Origin of the sequence: Collinsella tanakaei, from assembly GCF_021531055.1 — a bacterium.
In the GTDB taxonomy this organism is placed as follows: Bacteria; Actinomycetota; Coriobacteriia; order Coriobacteriales; family Coriobacteriaceae; genus Collinsella; species Collinsella tanakaei_B.
This window is the reverse complement of sequence record NZ_JADYTL010000002.1, coordinates 258582-278818: the sequence shown is the minus strand read 5'-3', so window position 1 is coordinate 278818 and position 20237 is coordinate 258582. Positions and strand designations below refer to the sequence as shown.

Here is a 20237-nt window from a genome sequence, read left to right as displayed (position 1 = left end):
CATACCATGGTCCCTGTGCCACACCTGATGGGTCGTTTGGGGACGTGTTCGTTCCAACCCACACCTGATGGGTCGTTTGGGGACGTGTTCGTTCTAACCCATCGCCACGGGTCGGAACCGGTTGATTTGGGGTCCGCTCGTTGTGCGTCATGCGGCGGTTCCGAGGTCGTTCTTCGTTATTCGCTCAGAACAGACAGCGGTCGATGATGTCGCGGCCACGGAGGGCGTCGAGCCATCGCCCGGGGATGCCGGCCGCACCGTAGACGATGCCCGCCAGGCCGCCTGCCACTGCGGCGACGGTGTCGGTGTCCTCGCCGAGATTCACGGCGGCGAGTACGCAGTCGGCATAGCTCGTCGTGGTGGCAAGGCACCACAGGGCTGCCTCGAGCGTGTCGACCACGTAGCCGCTCGAGTGGATCTCGTGACGGGGGAGCTGAGCGATGTCGTGCAGGCGGGTAAACGGTGCCGTGGTGTCCTCGATGCGCGCGATCGCATCGGCAACCGACATGCCCGCGGCAAGGTCGCGCGCCAGGTGCACGTAGGTCACGCACGCGCGGCGCGACGTGCTATGCGCATGCGTGATGGCGGAGACCTGCGCGATCTGGTCGTCGGTGGCGTCGGTGAAGGCGAGCGGCAGGATGCGCATGAGCGAGCCGTTGCCGTTGTCGTGCTCGCCGGCAGCACCGACGCCCGCGCGCAGGGCGGCTGCCGTGGTGCCGCCGATGTCGAACACGCGGCCGTCGATGGCGTATGCGCCCTGCTCCATCCAAGCGATAAAGCGACGGCGCATGTCGTCGACATCCACCGCGCCTCCGGTTGCGCGCAGGCTGTCGCAGGTGGCGAGCGTCATGGACGTATCGTCCGAGAACGTGCCCGCCGGCTGTCTGTGAAAACCGCCGCCGACCATATCCTCGGAGGCTTGGTACGTGTCGCGCGCGCGGAACTCGTACGGCACGCCCAGCGCATCGCCGACTGCCAATCCCATGATCGCATCCTTCAGCATGTAAGTTCCTTCCGACAAGATGGTGCCAGGTTCAATCTTGTCGCCCATGATAGGGAAAGGCCTCCACCGTCCGGTAAACGCGCCGTTGACAAGATGGTGCCAGGTGCAAACTTGTCGCTCGTTGACGGAAAACCGGCAGGCTCGTTTACGGTTCGGTTTTTGAGGGGTTTGTCGAGTAGCAAAAGAATCGGCAAGCTCTGTACCTGCGGGCCCTTCGAGCCGAAAGACGGTCCTACTCGGTAGATGCCCTCAAAACCGAACCGTAGACGGGGGTATCGAAAATCGCCGTGATACGCGACAAGATGGTGCCGGGTGCAAACTTGTCAGGAGACAAGTTTGCACCCGGCACCATCTTGCCACCCCCGCACCAAACTTAGTCGGAGGCTTTGGCTTCGTCGAGGTAGCTGTAGAAGCTGTACTTGGAGATGCCGAAGAACTCGCAGGCCTTCTGGCTCGACTCGCGGATCAAAAACGCGCCGCGCTCGTCCAGGTAGCCGATCGCCCGCACACGCTCCTCCTTGGTCATGAGCGCCGCCGGCTTGCCGACCATCTGCTCGCACTCGCGGAACAGGTCGTCGAGCAAATCGCCGATGTTCTTGGTGATGGGCTCGGGCTCGGCGACGCTGCCGTCGGTGCCGATGAGCGACCCGAGCGTGTTCGAGAACGCCGTCATGAGCGTGATGTCGAAGTTGATCGCCAGGATCCCGCGGGGCCAGCCCGCATCGTCGCGGATGAAGATCGTGCTCGACTTGAGCAGCTTGCCGTCCTCGGTCTTGGTGAGGTAGGGGGGACGGTCGTGCAGCTTGTCGGCGTCGTCGTTCAAAGCCTCGAGCACCACGTGGCTGGGACCGTCGCCCAGGCGCCGTCCGCTGATATGGCCGTTCTCGATCGCCACGATGGAATGGTCAAGGTCGTCGGCCTCCAGATCATGCACCACGATCTCGCAGTTGGGGCCAAACTGCAAAGCGAGCCCATGGGCGAGGCGCTTGTAGAATTCGATCTGCGCAGGAGTCATCCCGGTAAGCTCCTTCCAAACTTTTTGTTAGGTTTATCCTGACAGAAATGGACACATCGTACAATCCACCCGCAAAAATACCGTTTAGCGGCGCTTTTCTACCGGTCGCATAACCTTACAAAGAGTCTGGACAATTTTCTCTCACATGTGATAAAACTTTCTCAGCAAAACTTTTTGTTTGGCCGCCTGATAAAAGTTGAGCCACCGGACGGAGCGGTCCGAACCGGCGATGCGCGTATCTGCGGGGCCTTACAAAGGATCGGCAAAGGAGAATGTAAAGCATGGCCGAGACAATCAAATGGGTAGCGAACACCATGCCCAAGAGCGATGACGCTCACCTGGGCATCATGTCGCTCGAGCACGTGGGCGAGGCGCGCGCCTTCCACCAGAGCTTCCCGCAGTACAGCGTGACGCCGCTGGCGAAGCTCGATGCGCTCGCCGCCGACCTGGGACTCGCCAACCTGGCGGTCAAGGACGAGAGCTATCGCTTCGGCCTGAACGCCTTCAAGGTGCTGGGCGGGTCGTTTGCCATGGCGAGCTATATCGCCGAGAAGACCGGCAAGCCCGTGTCCGAGATGACCTACGACTACCTCACGAGCGACGAGCTCGCCCGTGACTTCGGCCAGGCCACCTTCTTCACCGCCACCGACGGCAACCACGGCCGCGGCGTGGCGTGGGCTGCCAACAAGCTCGGCCAGAAGGCCGTCGTGCACATGCCCAAGGGTTCCGTGAAGAGCCGCTTCGACAACATCGCCGCCGAGGGCGCCCAGGTCACCATCGAGGACGTCAACTACGACGAGTGCGTCCGCATGGCCGCCGCCGAGGCCGACGCCTGCGAGAACGGCGTCATCGTCCAGGACACCGCCTGGGACGGCTACGAGGAGATCCCGAGCTGGATCATGGAGGGCTACGGCACCATGGCTTCCGAGGCCGCCGAGCAGTACGCCGAGGCCGGCGTGGAGCGCCCGACGCACGTGTTCGTGCAGGCCGGCGTGGGCAGCCTCGCGGGCGCCGTGGTGGGCTACTTCGTGAACCGCTTCCCCGACAACCCGCCGACCTTCGTGGTCATGGAGGCCGACGAGGCCGCGTGCCTGTACAAGGGCGCGGTGGCCGGCGACGGTGAGCCCCGCATCGTGGACGGCGACATGCCCACGATCATGGCCGGTCTGGCCTGCGGTGAGCCCAACACGCTCGGCTGGGACATCCTGCGCAACCACGTATCGGTCTTCGTGGCCTGCCCCAACTGGGTGGCCGCCAAGGGCATGCGCGTGCTCGGCGCCCCGCTGACGGGCGACCCCCGCGTGATCTCCGGCGAGTCCGGTGCCGTGGGCACGGGCCTCATCACGACCCTCATGGAGTCCGACGAGTACGCCGACCTGCGCGAGACCATCGGCCTGACCGCCGAGAGCTCGGTGCTGCTGTTCTCCACCGAGGGCGACACCGACCCGGTCAACTACCGCAAGGTCGTCTGGGACGGCGCCTACCCCTCCTGCTAAAGGCGTCGCGAAGCGACGCGCCATCTTCCCTTCCGCAACGAGAGAGGGTGGCAGATCGATTGAGTTGCAGTCCGACTGTCCGCCGCGTCGGACGCTGAGGAGGAACCGGCTGTGCGAGGGAGGCCCCATATGCCTCCGCGCGCAGTTCCGCAGCGCGAAGCGCGAGGACTGTTTGAGCACGGAGGCATATGGGGCCTCCCGCCCGCCCGATACGTCCATCATCATCCAAAGAGAGGATTTGAGCCCCATGACCAAGGAACTCGACTTCGACGCCATCAAGCAGGCAGCCGCCAACTACGGCCCCGACATGACCGCCTTCCTGCGCGCCATGATCAGCCACCCGTCCGAGTCCTGCGAGGAGGGCGAGGTCGTCGCCTGCATCAAGGCCGAGATGGAGAAGCTCGGCTACGACAAGGTCGAGGTCGACGGCCTCGGCAACGTGATCGGTTGGATGGGCGAGGGCGACAAGATCATCGCCATCGACTCCCACATCGACACCGTCGGCATCGGCAACCGAGACAACTGGACCCACGACCCCTACGAGGGCTACGAGGACGACGAGGTCATCTACGGCCGCGGTGGCTCCGACCAGGAGGGCGGCATGGCGTCGGCCACCTACGCCGCCAAGATGATGAAGGACATGGGCCTCATCCCCGAGGGCTACAAGATCATGGTCGTCGGCTCCGTCCAGGAAGAGGACTGCGACGGCATGTGCTGGCAGTACATCGTCAACAAGTACTTCGACGGCCCCGAGGACGCGCGTGAGAAGATCGAGTTCGTGATCTCCACCGAGCCCACCGACGGCGGCATCTACCGTGGTCACCGCGGCCGCATGGAGATCCGCGTCGACGTCCACGGCATCTCCTGCCACGGCTCCGCGCCCGACCGCGGCGACAACGCCATCTACAAGATGGCCGACATCATCGCCGACGTCCGCGCCCTCAACAACAACGGTTGCGACGAGTCCACCGACATCAAGGGCCTTGTCAAGATGCTCGACCCCAAGTACAACCCCGAGCACTACATGGACGCCCGCTTCCTGGGCCGCGGCACCTGCACCGTCTCCCAGATCTTCTACACCTCGCCCTCCCGCTGCGCCGTGGCCGACTCCTGCGCGATCTCCATCGACCGCCGCATGACCGCCGGCGAGACCTGGGACTCCTGCCTGCAGGAGATCCGCGACCTTCCGTCCGTCAAGAAGTACGGTGAGGACGTCGAGGTCTCCATGTACATGTACGACCGTCCCAGCTGGAAGGGCACCGTCTACGAGACCGAGGCCTACTTCCCGACCTGGATCAACGCCGAGAACGCCGCGCATGTCCAGGCGCTCGTCGACGCCCACCACGAGCTGTACGGCACCGAGCGCATCGGTGTGGAGCAGTCCATGGACAAGCGCGCCGGCCGTCCGCTGACCGACAAGTGGACCTTCTCCACCAACTGCGTCTCCATCCAGGGCCGCTACGGCATCCCCTGCGTGGGCTTCGGCCCCGGCGCCGAGAGCCAGGCGCACGCCCCCAACGAGGTCACCTACAAGCAGGACCTCGTGACCTGCGCCGCGCTCTACACCGCCGCGCTCAACCTCTACGATCCGTCCAAGAAGACCGGCGACGTGACCGTGTTCCGCGCCGGCGCCACGGATAACGACATCAAGTAGCCGCTCCTTTTGCCCGACCGGTGCCCGCGCGTTTTCCCCATGCTTTGCCGCGCGGGCCCGCCGGTCACCGTCCCAGTCCTCCCATGTCCCAAAAGGGGCCAGGAGAAAATTGGGACATCCGGGATGGGCGCCACGCCGTGTCCCATTTTTCTCCTGGCCCCTTTTGGGACATGGGACAGGGGATGAACCCGTTTGCAAGTGCCCTGTGAGGCAGGGCTCAAGAGAGAGGATCTCACCATGGCCAAGTCCTTCAACGAGCTGCTCGAGGAGCTGTCCGGTCTCGACTTCGCCGGCATGTACGACGCCGACTTCCTGCACACCTGGGACAAGTCCACCGACGAGCTGAAGGCCCTCTACGCCGTCGCCGCCGCCCTGCGCGACCTGCGTGAGCGCAACATCTCGTCCCGCGTGTTCGACTCCGGCCTCGCCGTGTCGCTGTTCCGCGACAACTCCACCCGCACCCGCTTCTCCTTCTCCAAGGCCACCAACCTGCTCGGTCTCGAGCTGCAGGACCTCGATGAGAAGAAGTCCCAGATCGCCCACGGCGAGACCGTCCGCGAGACCGCCACGATGATCTCGTTCATGGCCGACGTCATCGGCATCCGCGACGACATGTACATCGGTGCCGGCGACGCCTACATGGCCGAGGTCGCCGAGTCCGTCGACGAGGCCTACAAGGACGGCGTGCTCGACCATCGTCCGACGCTGATCTCCCTGCAGTCCGACTCCGATCACCCGACCCAGTCCTCCGCCGACATGCTCTACCTCATCGAGGAGTTCGGCGGTCTGGAGAACCTGCGCGGCAAGAAGGTCGCCGTGACCTGGGCCTACTCGCCCTCCTACGGCAAGCCGCTGTCCTGCCCGCAGTCGCTGATCACCCTGCTTCCGCGCTTCGGCATGGACGTGACGCTGGCCCATCCCGAGGGCTACGACCTCATGCCCGACCTGGTCGAGAAGGCCAAGGGTTACGCCGCCGAGTCCGGCTCCACCTTCAAGCAGGTCGGCACCATGGCCGAGGCCTTCGAGGGCGCCGACATCGTGATCCCCAAGAGCTGGGCTCCCTATGCCGCCATGGAGCAGCGCACGAAGCTGTACGCCGCCGGTGACGACGCGGGCATCGCCGCGCTCGAGAAGGAGCTGCTCGCCCAGAACGCCACCCACATGGATTGGTGCTCCACGCGCGAGCTCATGGCCAAGACCGCTCACGGCGACGACACCATCTTCATGCACCCGCTGCCCGCCGACATCTCCGGCGTCTCCTGCGAGCACGGCGAGGTCATGGCCGACGTCTTCGACATGCACCGCGTGGGCATGTACAAGGAGGCCAGCTACAAGCCGTACGCCATCGCCGCGATGATCTTCCTGCAGAAGTGCAAGAACCCGGTCGAGACCCTGCGCGCCCTCGAGGCCGCCGCGACCCCGCGCTGGAATCAGCAGTAATCGTTCCGCGGTTCTACCGAACCGCGGAACCGCTCGACGCTGCGCGGCTGCCTGGCGGGCACCTCGCCTTTCAATCGTCGGGCATGGGCAAAAGCCCTATGCCCTCCTCTTTCAAGGCGATTCGCCTCGCCAGTCAGCCGCTCGCTGACTGAGTACTCTACCTACAAGGCTATCTTGCGTTGGTCGGCCGAGTATTCTACCTGCAAGGCTACCTTGTTCGTTGACTGAGTGCTTTCAGTGCGGCGTCGGTTCTTCTCCGCGGTTTTGTCGAGCAGCGGAGCCCAAATAGTCCTCTCTCATGACGGCAGCGCCCGGACGGCGTCGGATGGCCCCGGGCGCTGCCGCATTTCTCGATCGCTTTCCCATACGCCAGATTTCCACGAAAGGTGGTTTCGCATGTCCCGTCGCATCGTCGTCGCCCTGGGTGGTAACGCCCTCGGCTCCAACCTTCCCGAGCAGATGGCCGCCGTCAAGATCACGGCCCGCGCCATCGTCGACCTCATCGAGGAGGGCAACGAGGTCATCATCGTGCACGGCAACGGCCCGCAGGTCGGCATGATCGCCAACGCCATGGCCGAGCTCACGCGTTCCGACCCCGAGAAGTACATTCCCTGCCCGCTGTCGGTGTGCGGCGCCATGAGCCAGGGCTACATCGGCTACGACCTGCAGAACGCCCTGCGTGAGGAGATGCTCGACCGTGGCATGGACAAGGGCGTGGCCACGGTGCTCACCCAGATCCAGGTCGATCCGAACGACCCGGCGTTCGCCAATCCCACCAAGCCCATCGGCCCGTTCATGAGCGAGGCGGAGGCCGACGACCTTGCGCGCGACCGCGGCTACGAGTTCATGCATGACGAGAAGAAGGGCTATCGTCGCGTGGTGGCGAGCCCCAAGCCCGTCTCCATCGTGGAGCTCGACACGATCTCGTCGCTCGTCGCGGCGGATCACGTGGTCGTGTGCTGCGGTGGTGGTGGCATCCCCGTGATCCAGACCGAGGGACACCACCTCAAGGGCGCGGCCGCCGTCATCGACAAGGACTTCGCCGCCGAGAAACTCGCCGAGCAGCTCGATGCCGACTCGCTCGTGATCCTCACCGCCGTCGAGAAGGTCGCCGTGGGCTTTGGCACCGACCACGAGGAGTGGCTCGATACCCTCACGCCCGAGCGCGCCGCGGAGCTGGGTGAGGCCGGCGAGTTCGGCACCGGCTCGATGCTGCCCAAGGTGCAGGCCGCTGCCGCCTTCGTGGAGAGCAAGGAGGGGCGCACGTCGCTCATCACCCTGCTCGAGAAGGCCGCCGACGGCTTGGCGGGCAAGACGGGCACAACGATCGCCCGCGCATAGATCCGTCTCTCCTTTCCAATGGGGGTGTCCCGGGCGCGGGGCACCCCGTTTTGCTACTGTTGGGATTGGATACGACGAGACGTCCGGCGACGGGACGCGTCCGGCAAGGCGCAGCGCTTTGCCGGGTCGATAGCGGGAGGTGAGCGGATGAGGCTCGGGTGCGTGGTCATGGCCTGCGGCGAGGGCACGCGCTTCGCCGCGGCGAGCGGTGCGGGCAACAAGCTGCTCGCGTCGCTTGCGGGCGAGCCGCTCATCGTGCGCACAATCGCCTCCGTGCCCGCCGAGCGCTTCGAGGTCGTGGTTTCGACCCGCTGGCCCGAGGTCGTCGCCGCGGTTCGGCGTGCGCGCCCCGATGCGCAGGTCGTCTGTCCGGAAAGGGGGCGGGCGACCCGGCGTGCGTCGGCATGCGCCGGTCTTGCCGCCGGTATGGCGCGTTGGGACGGTTGCCTGTTTTTGCCGGGCGACCAGCCGCTCGTGTCCGCGGCGAGTTTTTTCGCGCTGGCCGACGCCTTCGCTGCCGATCCGGTTCGTGCGTACCGTCTGGCCTGGGCGGGGGAGCCGGCGAGCCCGGTGCTGTTCCCGGCCTCGTGCTTCGAGGCGTTCTGGACGGTGCCCGGCGATGACGGGGGCCGTGCGGTGCTGCGCGCGACGGGCACGGCGGTCGCCTGCGTCGAGGCGCGAGCACCTGAGGAGCTGCTCGACGCGGACGCGCCGGCCGATCTGGAGCGGATCGCATGTCATATGGGGTGTGATGACGACCAAAACGGCCGTACTCTGCCTCGGTGAGTCGCACCACCGGGGTTTTCGAATCGTTCAGAAAGGGGATTCGAGCATGATCATCATCAAAAACGGCGCGCTCGTGACGCCCGAGGGCCTGCGGCGCGGCGACATCGCGCTCGACGGCGGCAAGATCGCGGCCATCGAGGCGCATATCGAGCCTGCGGCGGGCGATACGGTGGAGGACGCCGCCGGCTGCTGGGTCTTCCCGGGGTTCATCGACGCCCACACCCATCTGCAGTGCTGGACGGGCATGGATTGGACCGCGGACAGCTTCGAGACGGGCACCCGCGCGGCCGCCTGCGGAGGTACCACCACGATCGTCGACTACGCCACCGCCGATCGCGGCGTGACCATGGACGATGCGCTCGCCGAGTGGCACAAGCGCGCAGCGAGCGGGGAGGGGTGCACCGCGAACTACGGCTTCCATATGGCGATCGCCGAGTGGGGCGAGGACAGCCCCGCCCAGATGCGCCGCATGCGCGAGGCGGGCGTGAGCTCGTTCAAAACCTACCTGGCCTACGACCACCTCAAACTCACCGACGCCGAGACGCTGCGCTGCCTCGAGGTCGTGCGCGATCTGGACGCGGTGCTGTGCGTGCACTGCGAGAACGGCGACGTGGTGAACGAGCTCCAGCGCGAGGTGCTCGCCGCCGGGATCACCGGCCCCGAGGGCCATCCGCTGTCGCGTCCCGCCGAGGCCGAGGCCGACGCCGTCTCGCGCCTGCTCTATCTGGCCCGCATCACCGGCGCCAAGGTGAACGTCGTGCACCTGTCGACCTCGCTCGGCCTGGACGCCGTCCGTGCGGCGCGTGCCCGCGGACAGCGGGGCATCTTCGTCGAGACCTGTCCGCAGTACCTCACGCTCGACGACACGCGTTATCTCGAGGCGGGGGATGACGGCTTCGCGGGCGCCAAGTACGTGATGAGCCCGCCGCTGCGCAAGCCCGCCGACATCGCCGCCCTGCGCGGCGCCGTGCTCGCAGGTGAGGTCGATTCTATCGCCACCGACCACTGCTCGTTCAACCTGCACGGCCAGAAGGACCGCGGTATCGGCGACTTTACCCGGATCCCCAACGGCGGTCCGGGCATCGAGCACCGTCCCGCGGTGATGGCGACGACCTTCGAGGGGCAGCTCGGACCCATGGAGCTCATGCATCTCATGAGCGAGGGGCCGGCGCGGGTGTTCGGCATGTGGCCACGCAAGGGCCGGCTCGCCGTGGGCGCCGACGCCGACGTGTGCGTGTGGGATCCCGCCGCGCGGTGGACGATCTCGGCTGAGACCCAGCAGCAGGCGGTGGACTACACCCCCTACGAGGGCATGGAAGCCCACGGCCGCGCGCATCTGGTGTACGTGAACGGCGTGCTCGCCGCCCGCGACGGTGCGCCGACGGGTGAGCATCCGGGCACCTACGTGCGCCGCTAGACAAGCACACGGACGGGTCGAACGGGGACGTGTTCATCTCAACCCATCCGGATGAGATGGGTTGGATGGAACACGTCCCCAACTGATCTACTTGGGCTGTCAGGCGAGGCGGATGAGCTGGCCGGCGCGGAGGCTTCCGGCGTAGACGGGGCAGGTGACGACGTCGGCGAGCGCGGCGGTAAGGGCGCATGCCGCCGCCAGCGCCGCCTCGTCCTCAACTTGGTTCACGACGATCATGTCGTCGGGCATGCCCACCAGCCCCTCGGCGGCGATGCCGCGGGCGACGAGCTCGGGCGTCGCCGGCTCGTAGGGGGCGCACGCCGTCAGGCGCCGGAACACCTGCGGACGATGGACGACGTCGTATACCGGCCGTCCGAACCCCGAGGCGCCGACCACGTAGATGACGCGGGCGCAGCCTTCGGGGATCACGGGTTCGTACTCGTTATGGGCTTTGAAGGGCAGGCCGCGCGAGCCGTCGGCCTCCACGAGGACGTGGTCGGCTGCCTCGGCGAGCTCGTTCCAGGCCGCGGTGGGCGCGGTCAGCTTACCGGTCGCCGATTCCAGCTCGCCTACCTGATAGAGGGTCGCCTCGCTGCCGGTGGGCGCGCCTGCGCCGCATCCGGCGGACGGCCGTGCGCCCCGCTCGACGAGGGGGACGTCCGGAACCGGGAGCATGTGGGTCGATGTGGCCAGGATCGTGCGCGCCCCGCGTGCGGCCAGTCCGCGGCCGCCGCAGGCGAGCAGGGTCGACTTTCCGCCGCCGCCGATCACGGCCGTGATGCCGCGTACCTGCTGCAAAAGATCGGTGAGGGCGTGGGTGCGGTGAGAGTTCATATGCCTCGCCTCCATGAGCGTCGTATGCGCTTACCTGACACGGTACCATGATGGGGTGGAGCCGACCGGCTCCCCGACACGAAAGGACGAAACGGGCATGTTGGCATATATCCGCGGGGCGGGCGATCTGGCGACGGGTATCGCGCTGAGGCTGCATCGCGCGGGCATGCAGGTGGTGATGGCCGATATCGCCGAGCCCACGTGCATCCGGCGCACGGTGGCGATGAGCGAGGCCATCCGCTGCGGCCACGCGCAGGTCGAGGACGTCTTCGGCAAGCTGGCGTCCACGGTCGCCGAGGCGCGCGCGATCGCGGCGCGCGGGGAGATCGCCGTCATGGTGGATCCCGAGGCGGAGCGCGTCACCGAGCTCGCTCCCGACGCCGTGGTCGACGCCATCTTGGCAAAGCGCAACCTGGGTACGACGATGGATATGGCGCCGATCGTGATCGGCGTGGGCCCCGGCTTCACCGCGGGCGAGGACTGCCATGCGGCGGTGGAGACCAAGCGCGGCCATTACCTGGGGCGCGTGCTCTACACGGGCTCGCCCATCGCCAACACGGGCGTGCCGGGCATCATCGCCGGCGTGGGTGCCGACCGCGTGCTGCGCACGCCGGCGGACGGGCCGTTCGAGTGCGTCCGTCGGATCGGCGACGCCGTGCGCGCGGGCGAGGTCGTGGGCCGTGTGGCGGGCGAGCCCGTGCTCGCGACCATCGACGGCGTGCTGCGCGGTCTGCTCGCGCCCGGCGTGATGGCGCATGCGGGCATGAAGGCGGGGGACATCGACCCGCGCGGCGACGCGTCGTTCTGCACGACGGTGTCCGACAAGGCGAGCGCGGTGGGAGGCGGCGTGCTCGAGGCGATCTGCCACTTCGCCTAGCGCGCGACACGTTCCGTCCCGGAGCGTCGCGGTCCGGGCGCATCCACGCGCCTCGTCATCCCGGCATGTGCGCGGGATCCGATACACGAGAGAGAAGGCCCTTCATGGAGAAAATCGAGATCGTCGACCGACTGCTCGCCGCGTTGGATGCGGGCGAGACCGCCGAGCTCGTCATGGTGATGGGGACGCAAGGGTCCTCGCCGCGTTCCGCGGGCGCGTGGATGGCCGTGTTCGCCGATCGCGCCCCGGCGGGCACCGTCGGCGGCGGCAAGGTGGAGGATATCGCCCTCACCGAGGCGTCCGAGCTGCTCGCTGCGGGGGCGTCCCGTACCGTGAGCTACACCATGGGCGGTAAGAAGAGCGATACCGGCATGATCTGCGGCGGGCTGATCACCTTATGCTACCTGTATGTCGACGCCTCGCAGCGCAACGTGTTCGCCTGCGTGCGCGACGTGCTCGCCGCGCATGGGGAGGGCGTGTTCGCCCTCGATCTGGCTCCGTTCGGCGAGGCGCCCGACGGCGCGGCGCACGGGCGGGACTCGGCTCGCACGGTGGCGGGCACGCTGCCTGTGGCCGTGGAGCATCCGGCCGACCGGCATGCGATCGTCGCCGGTGTGGCCGAGGGACGCTACCTCGAGCCCATCTGTCCGGAGGGCTTCACCTATATCTTCGGCTGCGGACATGTGGGGCGCGCGCTGACGGCGGCGCTTTCCGCCGCCGGCTTTGCCGTGATCGCCTGCGACGACCGTCCCGAGATGCTGACCGAGGAGCTGCTGCCGGGTGCGCTCGAGCGCAGGCTCGTGGATTACGACGACCTCGCCGCGACGTGCTCCATCGGCGGGCGCGACCTCGTGGTGAGCGCCACCTCGGGGCATGGTAGCGACTACGAGGTCATCTCCCAGGCGCTTGCGGCGCATCCGTCGTATGTGGGCTGCTTGGGCAGCAAGCGCAAGACGGGCTTCGTGCGCGACCGCCTGATCGCGGACGGCTTCTCCGCGCAGGACGCCGAGCGGCTGCACATGCCCATCGGCCTTCCCATCCATGCGGAGACGCCCGCCGAGATCGCCGTGAGCATCGCGGCCCAGATGATCGAGCATCGCCGCACCGCCCTGTTGCCGCGCCCGCACTGAACGATCGGTTCACGAGCCGCGTGCGAAGGGGGTCGATAGCAGGGGAGTCGGCGTATCGTCGGATATTCCTTTGCCAGCGCAGGGCGGTTTCGCTGTCATGGCCGGGTCATATCGATCGTGCGAAAGGATCGTCATGGCATTCGTGATCCTGTACCTGCTCGTCAACATCGCCGCGGGCGCCATCGCCTGCTTTGTCGGCAAGAAGCTGTTCTACATCATGCTCGGCGCGCTCGTGTTCCTCGGCGTGCTCAACATCGGCCTGTCCGCCTCCGAGGGCTCCGCGACCTCGATCGTGGTAGCGGTCGTGGTCGGTTTCGTGGCCGCGTTGCTGTCCAAGTACATGTACAAGGCCGGCGTGTTTTCGATCGGCGCGCTGTCGGGTGCGGCCCTCGGCTTCATCGTGACGATGCTGCTTCCCGCCGAAGCCGGCGATTACCTCGGCATCATCATGGCGGTCGCCGCGCTGCTGATCGGCCTTGCCGCCCTGCGCTGGTGCGACCTGTTCGTGCGCCTGGGCACGGCGTACGCCGGCGCGACGTTCGTCTCGTCCAACCTGCTCGCGGCCGTCCTGTCGTTCGGCAAGCTCGCCGAGCTCGCCGTCCCGGGCGATGCCGCCGCGACCTTCGACGCCCTGTCCTCCTATATCGGCGGCGACTTCTCCGCCGCCTATGCCACGCCGATCCTCGTGGGCGTCATCGTGCTCACCGTCGTCGGCGCCATCGTGCAGAAGCGCAACGACTAGTTCCCACTTCGACACACCATGCAAAATAACCCCAGGGGTTTTATTACACGAAGGGCATCGGGAGATGCCCTTCGTGTAATAAAACCCCTGGGGTTATTTTGCATGGGGGTTACAATGGGATGCCGAGGGATATTCGATCGGATGACGGGGGATTGCGATGATCTGTCAGCGCTGTGGAACCATCATGGCGGAGGGTTCGCGTTTCTGCACGGAGTGCGGGGCTCCGCTCGACACGGCGGCCTCCCAGGCCCCTGCGGGCGACACCGCAGTTCAGCCCACGTCCCAGCAACAGACTCCCGCGCCCCAGCGCGCCTCCAAGGCGCCGACGGTCGCCGTCATCGCCGTGGTCCTCATCGCGATCTTCATCGGCGTCCCGGCCGTCCTGTTCGCCACGGGCGTCATCACGGCGCCGTGGGAGCACGAGGAGGAGCCGGTGACCTCCGGCACCTCGATCAGCGTGGTCATGAACGAGGGCGACGCGACGGGGGAGTCCGCCGCCGGCGAGGCTGATGCGGACGATGGCGCCGATGCGGATGGCACGGGCGCCGTCGGGCGCACCCAGCGGGTCGAATCCCAGCCCACCCGCGAGTTCGTGCCCAGCTCCATCCAGCTCGACCTGTCCGATCGAGACGATTACGAGGCGATCAACGTCTTCATCTCGAACTTCTCCGAGCTGGCGGCCGGCCTGACGACGCGTGACCACTTCGATCGCGACGAGCCGCTCACCGACGACATGCGCTTCGAGCTCATCCGTTTCATGCAGTACCACATGGCCTACAACAACAACCCGCACCTGGAGGGCGTGTCGAGCGGCGACGCGATGGGCGACGAGGGCTACGCCATGCGCATCCCCGCCGATTACTTCATCGATCTGATGGACCGTTACTTCGGGCTCGCCTTCACCGAAAGCGATCTGGTCTACGACAAGAACCCCGGCGAGACGCACGCGCCGAACGCCGATCGCGGCACCGTGCACGACGGCTGGTTCTACTACGTCTACGAGACGGGCGTCGCCTGGCCGAGCCAGGGTGTCTCGGCCGTGACCTCGGCCACGGATTTGGGCGATAACCTCTACCAGGTGACCTTCGACGTCTACCAGCCGTCGAGCTCGCTGCTGCCGGAGGACATCTCCATGGACACCTACGGGCTGCCGCTCTCCGACATGCTCGATGCGGTGGGGGCGAGCTCCACGCCCATCTACAGCGGCACCGCCGTGGTGGAGGCCCGCTACGATGACGGCGAGATCGCGTTCACGCTCTATCGGATGAACTGACGGCGTCCGGCCTTCCTGCGGGCAGATGTAAATGCACCCGGTTGCGGCGTGCCGCGGGGATGTAAAAGCACCCCAGGGGTTTTCTTACACCGGCGCGGGAATATCCCGCGCCGGTGTAAGAAAACCCCTGGGGTGCTTTTACATCCCCGCGGCACCACATGCACCTGCCCGTTTCCGCGGGAAAATGTGGATTTCCACAGCATGCAAGGTTTTTCTGGCAATCGGCGCCGCATACGCGTATCATACCGACTCGTATTGCCCGGCTCCTGTCGGTCAATCGTCATGCCGGTCCGCCATACCCGGCGTGAACGCGACAGGAGGCACGAGGACAGCGAGGCACCAGGCCGTGCATACCGGCCGCCGACCGCCGAGCCACTTGCCCCGTGCTTAAAACCCCGAAGGAGTGAACATGGCAGAAGAGAAGTACGTCCCGCGCCTCAAGGCCAAGTACGACAACGAGGTCAAGCAGCAGCTGCATGACAAGTTCCAGTACAAGAACGTCATGATGATCCCGAAGTTCGAGAAGATCGTCGTGAACATGGGCGTCGGCGAGGCCGCCACCGATTCCAAGGCGATCGAGGGTGCCGTCCGCGACCTGCGCGCCATCACCGGCCAGCAGCCGATGGTCACCCGCGCCCGCAAGTCCATCGCATCGTTCCACCTGCGTGCCGGCATGCCGATCGGCGCCAAGGTCACCCTGCGCGGCGACCGCATGTGGGAGTTCTTCGACCGTCTGACCTCCGTGGCCATCCCCCGTATCCGCGACTTCCGCGGCATCTCGCCCAAGAGCTTCGACGGCCGCGGCAACTTCTCCATGGGTGTCACCGAGCAGCTGATCTTCCCCGAGATCGACTTCGACTCGATCGATCGCACCCGCGGTATGGACATCACCATCGTGACGACCGCGAAGACCGACGAAGAGGCCAAGGCCCTTCTGGACGCCTTCGGGTTCCCGTTCAAGAAATAGGTTCATCTGCCCCGGCTCCGGGCGGCGCGCAACCGGCGTGCTGCCCGTCCGGCGCTTTGATACACATCAGTGAGGAGGAAATAAGTGGCTAAGACATCGATGATCGTCAAGCAGCAGCGCAAGCAGAAGTTCTCGACGCGTGAGTACACGCGTTGCCAGCGTTGCGGCCGTCCGCACTCGGTCTACCGTAAGTTCGGTCTGTGCCGTGTCTGCTTCCGCGAGCTCGCGCTCAAGGGCGAACTTCCCGGCATCAAGAAGGCCAGCTGGTAAGTCACTGCCAGCGCACCGCGCCCAAACAGGCGCGCTGCACGGAAGATCGTGCCATTCTCAAGGCTCGTCCGCTACGGGTGGATGAGAACCGGTGGCACAGGTTCATCAAGAACGAAGGAGAATCTGCATGAACGTCACAGACCCGATCGCAGATATGCTGACGCGCATTCGCAACGCGAATTCTGCGAACAAGGCCGAGGTCTCCATGCCGAGCAGCAAGAAGCTCGTGGAGATCGCACGCGTCATCTACGAGGAGGGCTACATCGAGGGCTACACGGTCGAGGATACCGTCCCCCAGAAGACCCTCCACATCACCCTCAAGTACGGCCCCAAGAAGACCAAGGTCATCCAGGGCATCAAGCGCATTTCCAAGCCCGGTCTGCGCAAGTACGCCGGCGTCGCCGACCTGCCCCGCGTCCGCGGTGGCCTCGGTACCGCCATCATCTCCACCAGCCGCGGCGTCATGACCGACCGCGATGCCCGCGCGACGGGTGTCGGCGGCGAGATCATCGCATTCGTCTGGTAGTCGTTTCGGCGCGTAGAAGGAAAGGATACACCCGTGTCTCGTATCGGTAATAAGCCTGTCCAGATTCCCGCCGGAGTCGAAGTGGCAGTCGACGGCAACCACATCGCCGTCAAGGGTTCCAAGGGCACCCTCGAGATGGATTTCTACAACAAGCTCGCCATCAACGTCGAGGATGGCGTCCTGACCGTCTCCCGTCCCGACGATGAGCGCGAGACCCGCGCTCGCCATGGCCTGACCCGTGCCCTCATCGCCAACATGGTCGAGGGCGTCTCCGAGGGCTTCACCAAGTCCCTTGAGCTCGCCGGCGTCGGCTACCGTGTCCAGCTCAAGGGCACGACCCTCGAGCTCTCGCTCGGCTATTCGCACCCCGTGACCTACCCCGCTCCCGAAGGCATCACCTTCGAGGTGCCCGACAACACCCACATCCATGTCAAGGGCATCGACAAGCAGCAGGTCGGCCAGGTTGCGGCCGAGATCCGCTCCAAGCGTCCGCCTGAGCCTTACAAGGGCAAGGGTATCCACTATGTCGGCGAGCACATCCGCCGCAAGCTCGGTAAGGCCGCTAAGTAGTAGGCGTTCCCACGCCGGTAAGACCGGCACCCCGTCAGGTGCCGGCACAGTACTTCTAAGGAGTTTCGCATGGATAAGAACAAGGCGAAGAGGGAAGGCCTCAAGCGCCGTCAGCGTCGTGTCCGCGGCAAGATCTTCGGTACCCCCGAGCGTCCGCGCCTGCGCGTCACCCGCACCAACGCCAACATCTACGCTCAGATCGTCGACGACACCAAGGGCCACACCCTCGTGTCCGCCTCGACGCTCGAGAAGGAGTTCGAGGGCATGACCACCTCGAACAAGGAGGCTGCCGAGAAGGTCGGCGAGCTCGTGGGCAAGCGCGCCCTCGACGCCGGCATCGAGGCCGTCACCTTCGACCGCGGCGGCCGCATCTATCACGGCCGTGTCAAGGCCCTCGCCGATGGCGCCCGCGCCGCCGGCCTGAAGTTCTAGGAGGTATGTAGCAAATGGCTCGCAACATCAAGCAGCAGCGCGAGGCCTCCGAGTTCGAGGAGCGCGTCGTCTTCATCAACCGTGTGTCCAAGACCGTCAAGGGCGGCCGTCGCATGTCGCTCGTGGCCCTCGTGGTCGTCGGTGACGGCAAGGGCAACGTCGGTCTGGGCATGGGCAAGTCCGCCGAGGTGCCCCTGGCCATCTCCAAGGCCACGATCGACGCCAAGAAGAACATGTTCCATGTTCCCGTGACCGAGGAGGGCACCATCCCGCACGAGGTCATCGGTCACTTCGGTGCCGGCCGCATCATCATCAAGCCCGCTGTCGAGGGTACCGGCGTCATCGCCGGCGGCGCCGTGCGCCCCCTCTTCGAGCTCGCGGGCATCAAGAACGTCCTGTCCAAGTCCCTGGGTACCGACAACGGCCTGAACATCATCAAGGCCGCTGCCGAGGGCCTCAAGGAGCTCTCCAGCCCCGAGGATGTCGCCGAGCGCCGTGGCATCACCGTTTCCCAGATGTTTGTCGGGAAGGAGAAGTAGGCATGGCTAAGACCATCAAGATTCAGCAGGTCCGCAGCATCAACGGCTGCAAGGAGGACCAGAAGAGGACCGTGCGCGCGCTCGGCCTGCACCGCATCCGTGAGGTGCGCGAGATCGCCGACAACGAGAGCGTTCGCGGCATGATCTTCAAGGTCAAGCACCTTGTCGAGATTGTAGAGGAGTAGCAATGCAGCTTCATGACCTTAAGCCCAACGCGGGCTCTACTCACAAGCGCAAGCGCATCGGTCGCGGCAACTCTTCCGGCCAGGGCACCTACGCCGGCCGTGGTCAGAACGGCCAGGGTTCGCGTTCCGGCGGCACCAAGGGTGCCGGCTTCGAGGGCGGCCAGACCCCGCTCGCGATGCGTCTGCCCAAGCTCCCCGGCTTCAAGAACCCCCGTCGCATCGAGTTCGCGCCCGTGAACGTCTCCCGTCTTGAGGAGAAGTTCGAGGACGGCGCTGTCGTCGACGGTGCCGCGCTCAAGGCCGCCGGCATCATCAAGAACGAATTCGAGCCCGTCAAGGTGCTCGGCAACGGTGAAATCACGAAGAAGCTCACGGTCAAGGTCGACAAGGTCTCGGCTTCCGCCCAGGCCAAGATCGAGGCCGCCGGCGGAAAGGTCGAGCTCCCGTGCTAACTGGTCTTAAAAACGCATTCCGTATCAAGGAGCTGCGCGACAAGATCATCTTCACCATTGCTATGCTCGTGGTGTACCGCGTCGGTGCCCACGTCCCTGTGCCCGGCATCCCCTTCCAGGCGATGCTGGGCCTTTTCGAGGCGACCGGCAACACGGTCGCCTCGGGCGCAATGGCGCTGCTGAACCTGTTCTCAGGTGGCGCGCTCTCCTACGTCTCGGTGTTCTCGCTGGGTATCATGCCCTACATCACGAGCTCCATCATCATGCAGATGCTCCAGAGCGTGGTTCCGTCCCTGCATGAGCTGGCTCGCGAGGGCGAGGTCGGTCAGACCAAGATCACCCAGTACTCCCGTTATCTGACGCTTGCGCTCGCGCTGCTCAACGCGGTGGGCTACCTGTTCCTCTTCAAGAGCTTCGGCATCTCGTTCACGGGTGCCGGCGCTCCCGAGGTCATCCTCGACATCATGGTGGTCGGCACCCTTGTCGCCGGCGCCATGCTGATCATGTGGATCGGCGAGCTCATCACCCAGCGCGGTATCGGCAACGGCATGAGCCTGATCATCTTCGCCAACATCATGGCGGGCCTGCCCCAGGCGATCTTCTCGTCCGTGTCCGACGGCACCTCGGCGAGCCTGATCCTCACCGCGGTCATCGTGGTGGTCATCCTGCTCGTCATCCCGCTGATCGTGTACCTGGAGCGCGGCCAGCGCCGCATCCCGGTGCAGTACGCCAAGCGCGTCGTGGGCCGTCGCATCATGGGTGGCCAGTCCACCTATCTGCCGATCAAGGTCAACACCGCCGGCGTCATCCCCATCATCTTCGCGAGCGCCATCCTGTACCTGCCCGCCCAGCTCGCCGTGTTCTTCCCCGGCATCGGCTGGATCCAGGCGGTCGCGGGTGCGCTGTCGTCCGGCTGGATCAACTGGATCCTCAACGTGGCCCTCATCGTGTTCTTCGCGTACTTCTACACCTCCATGGTGTTCAATCCCGAGGACACGGCCGAGAACCTCAAGAAGCAGGGCGGCTTCATCCCCGGCGTTCGCCCCGGTCGCGCCACCGCGGCCTACATCAAGAACGCCCTGAACAAGATCACGCTGCCGTCGGCCATCTTCCTGGCGCTCATCGCCATCGTGCCGTCCATCGTGTTCTCGTTCACCGGCAACCAGCTCATCCAGGCCTTCGGCGGCACCTCGGTGCTCATCATGGTCGGCGTGGTGCTCGACACCATCGCCAAGCTGGAGAGCCAGCTCAAGATGTACGATTACGACGGGTTCTTCAAGTAGGTTCA

Annotated in this window: 22 protein-coding genes; 19 read left to right on the top strand and 3 right to left on the bottom strand. The window is 65.7% G+C overall.

Going from position 1 to position 20237, the window contains the following annotated elements:
- Positions 1-184: 184 nt before the first annotated feature.
- Together I6E04_RS03415 and I6E04_RS03410 are read right to left on the bottom strand one after the other, a co-directional pair.
- Positions 185-1003 carry an ADP-ribosylglycohydrolase family protein gene (locus tag I6E04_RS03415; protein ID WP_235421767.1) on the bottom strand — a complete coding sequence of 273 codons (819 nt, stop codon included), beginning with the start codon at positions 1001-1003 and terminating at the stop codon, positions 185-187.
- A gap of 373 nt (positions 1004-1376) precedes the next feature.
- The gene (locus I6E04_RS03410; RefSeq protein ID WP_235421766.1) at positions 1377-2018 is read right to left on the bottom strand and encodes a helix-turn-helix transcriptional regulator; all 642 of its coding nucleotides are present in this window, start codon (positions 2016-2018) and stop codon (positions 1377-1379) included.
- Between the two features lie 281 nt (positions 2019-2299).
- Between I6E04_RS03410 and dpaL the strand changes: the two genes are divergently transcribed.
- The 6 genes from dpaL to hydA all read left to right on the top strand — a co-directional run bounded on the left by dpaL (position 2300) and on the right by hydA (position 10152).
- Positions 2300-3514: a diaminopropionate ammonia-lyase gene (gene dpaL, locus I6E04_RS03405; protein WP_235421765.1), complete on the top strand. Its 1215-nt coding sequence runs from the start codon at positions 2300-2302 to the stop codon at positions 3512-3514.
- A 247-nt stretch (positions 3515-3761) separates the two neighbouring features.
- A complete protein-coding gene (locus I6E04_RS03400) occupies positions 3762-5168 on the top strand; it encodes a YgeY family selenium metabolism-linked hydrolase (protein WP_235421764.1) in 1407 nt (468 codons plus the stop codon).
- Positions 5169-5405: 237 nt separating this feature from the next.
- Positions 5406-6608: a knotted carbamoyltransferase YgeW gene (gene ygeW, locus I6E04_RS03395; protein WP_235421763.1), complete on the top strand. Its 1203-nt coding sequence runs from the start codon at positions 5406-5408 to the stop codon at positions 6606-6608.
- 396 nt (positions 6609-7004) lie between these two features.
- Entirely contained in the window at positions 7005-7949 is a 945-nt protein-coding gene (gene arcC / locus I6E04_RS03390) for a carbamate kinase (RefSeq protein WP_235421762.1), read from the top strand.
- A gap of 147 nt (positions 7950-8096) precedes the next feature.
- Complete coding sequence (locus I6E04_RS03385; RefSeq protein WP_235421761.1) at positions 8097-8735, top strand: nucleotidyltransferase family protein; 639 nt, start codon at positions 8097-8099, stop codon at positions 8733-8735.
- Between the two features lie 46 nt (positions 8736-8781).
- Positions 8782-10152, top strand: a complete 1371-nt coding sequence (gene hydA / locus I6E04_RS03380; protein ID WP_235421760.1) for a dihydropyrimidinase — start codon at positions 8782-8784, stop codon at positions 10150-10152.
- 99 nt (positions 10153-10251) lie between these two features.
- Here hydA and yqeC read toward each other — a convergent pair whose 3' ends face one another.
- Positions 10252-10986: a selenium cofactor biosynthesis protein YqeC gene (gene yqeC, locus I6E04_RS03375; protein WP_235421759.1), complete on the bottom strand. Its 735-nt coding sequence runs from the start codon at positions 10984-10986 to the stop codon at positions 10252-10254.
- Positions 10987-11083: 97 nt separating this feature from the next.
- Here yqeC and yqeB point away from each other — a divergent pair, with 97 nt between their 5' ends.
- From yqeB to secY, 13 genes are all read left to right on the top strand, one after another.
- Complete coding sequence (gene yqeB / locus I6E04_RS03370) at positions 11084-11863, top strand: selenium-dependent molybdenum cofactor biosynthesis protein YqeB (RefSeq protein WP_235421758.1); 780 nt, start codon at positions 11084-11086, stop codon at positions 11861-11863.
- A gap of 104 nt (positions 11864-11967) precedes the next feature.
- The gene (locus I6E04_RS03365; protein WP_235421757.1) at positions 11968-12993 is read left to right on the top strand and encodes an XdhC family protein; all 1026 of its coding nucleotides are present in this window, start codon (positions 11968-11970) and stop codon (positions 12991-12993) included.
- A 133-nt stretch (positions 12994-13126) separates the two neighbouring features.
- Complete coding sequence (locus I6E04_RS03360) at positions 13127-13735, top strand: hypothetical protein (protein WP_235421756.1); 609 nt, start codon at positions 13127-13129, stop codon at positions 13733-13735.
- Positions 13736-13892: 157 nt separating this feature from the next.
- Positions 13893-15008, top strand: a complete 1116-nt coding sequence (locus tag I6E04_RS03355) for a zinc-ribbon domain-containing protein (protein WP_235421755.1) — start codon at positions 13893-13895, stop codon at positions 15006-15008.
- 409 nt (positions 15009-15417) lie between these two features.
- Positions 15418-15975 (top strand): 50S ribosomal protein L5, encoded by a 558-nt coding sequence (gene rplE, locus I6E04_RS03350; protein WP_235421754.1) that lies wholly within the window; start codon positions 15418-15420, stop codon positions 15973-15975.
- Between the two features lie 84 nt (positions 15976-16059).
- Positions 16060-16245 (top strand): type Z 30S ribosomal protein S14, encoded by a 186-nt coding sequence (locus I6E04_RS03345; protein ID WP_087205372.1) that lies wholly within the window; start codon positions 16060-16062, stop codon positions 16243-16245.
- A 127-nt stretch (positions 16246-16372) separates the two neighbouring features.
- Positions 16373-16771 (top strand): 30S ribosomal protein S8, encoded by a 399-nt coding sequence (rpsH, locus tag I6E04_RS03340; RefSeq protein WP_235421753.1) that lies wholly within the window; start codon positions 16373-16375, stop codon positions 16769-16771.
- A gap of 33 nt (positions 16772-16804) precedes the next feature.
- On the top strand, positions 16805-17341 hold the full coding sequence (gene rplF, locus I6E04_RS03335) for a 50S ribosomal protein L6 (RefSeq protein ID WP_235421752.1): 537 nt from the start codon (positions 16805-16807) through the stop codon (positions 17339-17341).
- Positions 17342-17410: 69 nt separating this feature from the next.
- Positions 17411-17773 carry a 50S ribosomal protein L18 gene (gene rplR, locus I6E04_RS03330; RefSeq protein WP_235421751.1) on the top strand — a complete coding sequence of 121 codons (363 nt, stop codon included), beginning with the start codon at positions 17411-17413 and terminating at the stop codon, positions 17771-17773.
- A 14-nt stretch (positions 17774-17787) separates the two neighbouring features.
- Positions 17788-18312, top strand: a complete 525-nt coding sequence (gene rpsE / locus I6E04_RS03325) for a 30S ribosomal protein S5 (protein ID WP_235421750.1) — start codon at positions 17788-17790, stop codon at positions 18310-18312.
- 2 nt (positions 18313-18314) lie between these two features.
- Positions 18315-18497 (top strand): 50S ribosomal protein L30, encoded by a 183-nt coding sequence (rpmD, locus tag I6E04_RS03320; RefSeq protein ID WP_072415187.1) that lies wholly within the window; start codon positions 18315-18317, stop codon positions 18495-18497.
- 2 nt (positions 18498-18499) lie between these two features.
- Complete coding sequence (gene rplO, locus I6E04_RS03315) at positions 18500-18949, top strand: 50S ribosomal protein L15 (protein WP_235421749.1); 450 nt, start codon at positions 18500-18502, stop codon at positions 18947-18949.
- Positions 18943-20232 (top strand): preprotein translocase subunit SecY, encoded by a 1290-nt coding sequence (secY, locus tag I6E04_RS03310; RefSeq protein ID WP_235421748.1) that lies wholly within the window; start codon positions 18943-18945, stop codon positions 20230-20232. The genes rplO and secY overlap by 7 nt, the downstream gene beginning before the upstream one ends.
- Positions 20233-20237: the final 5 nt, after the last annotated feature.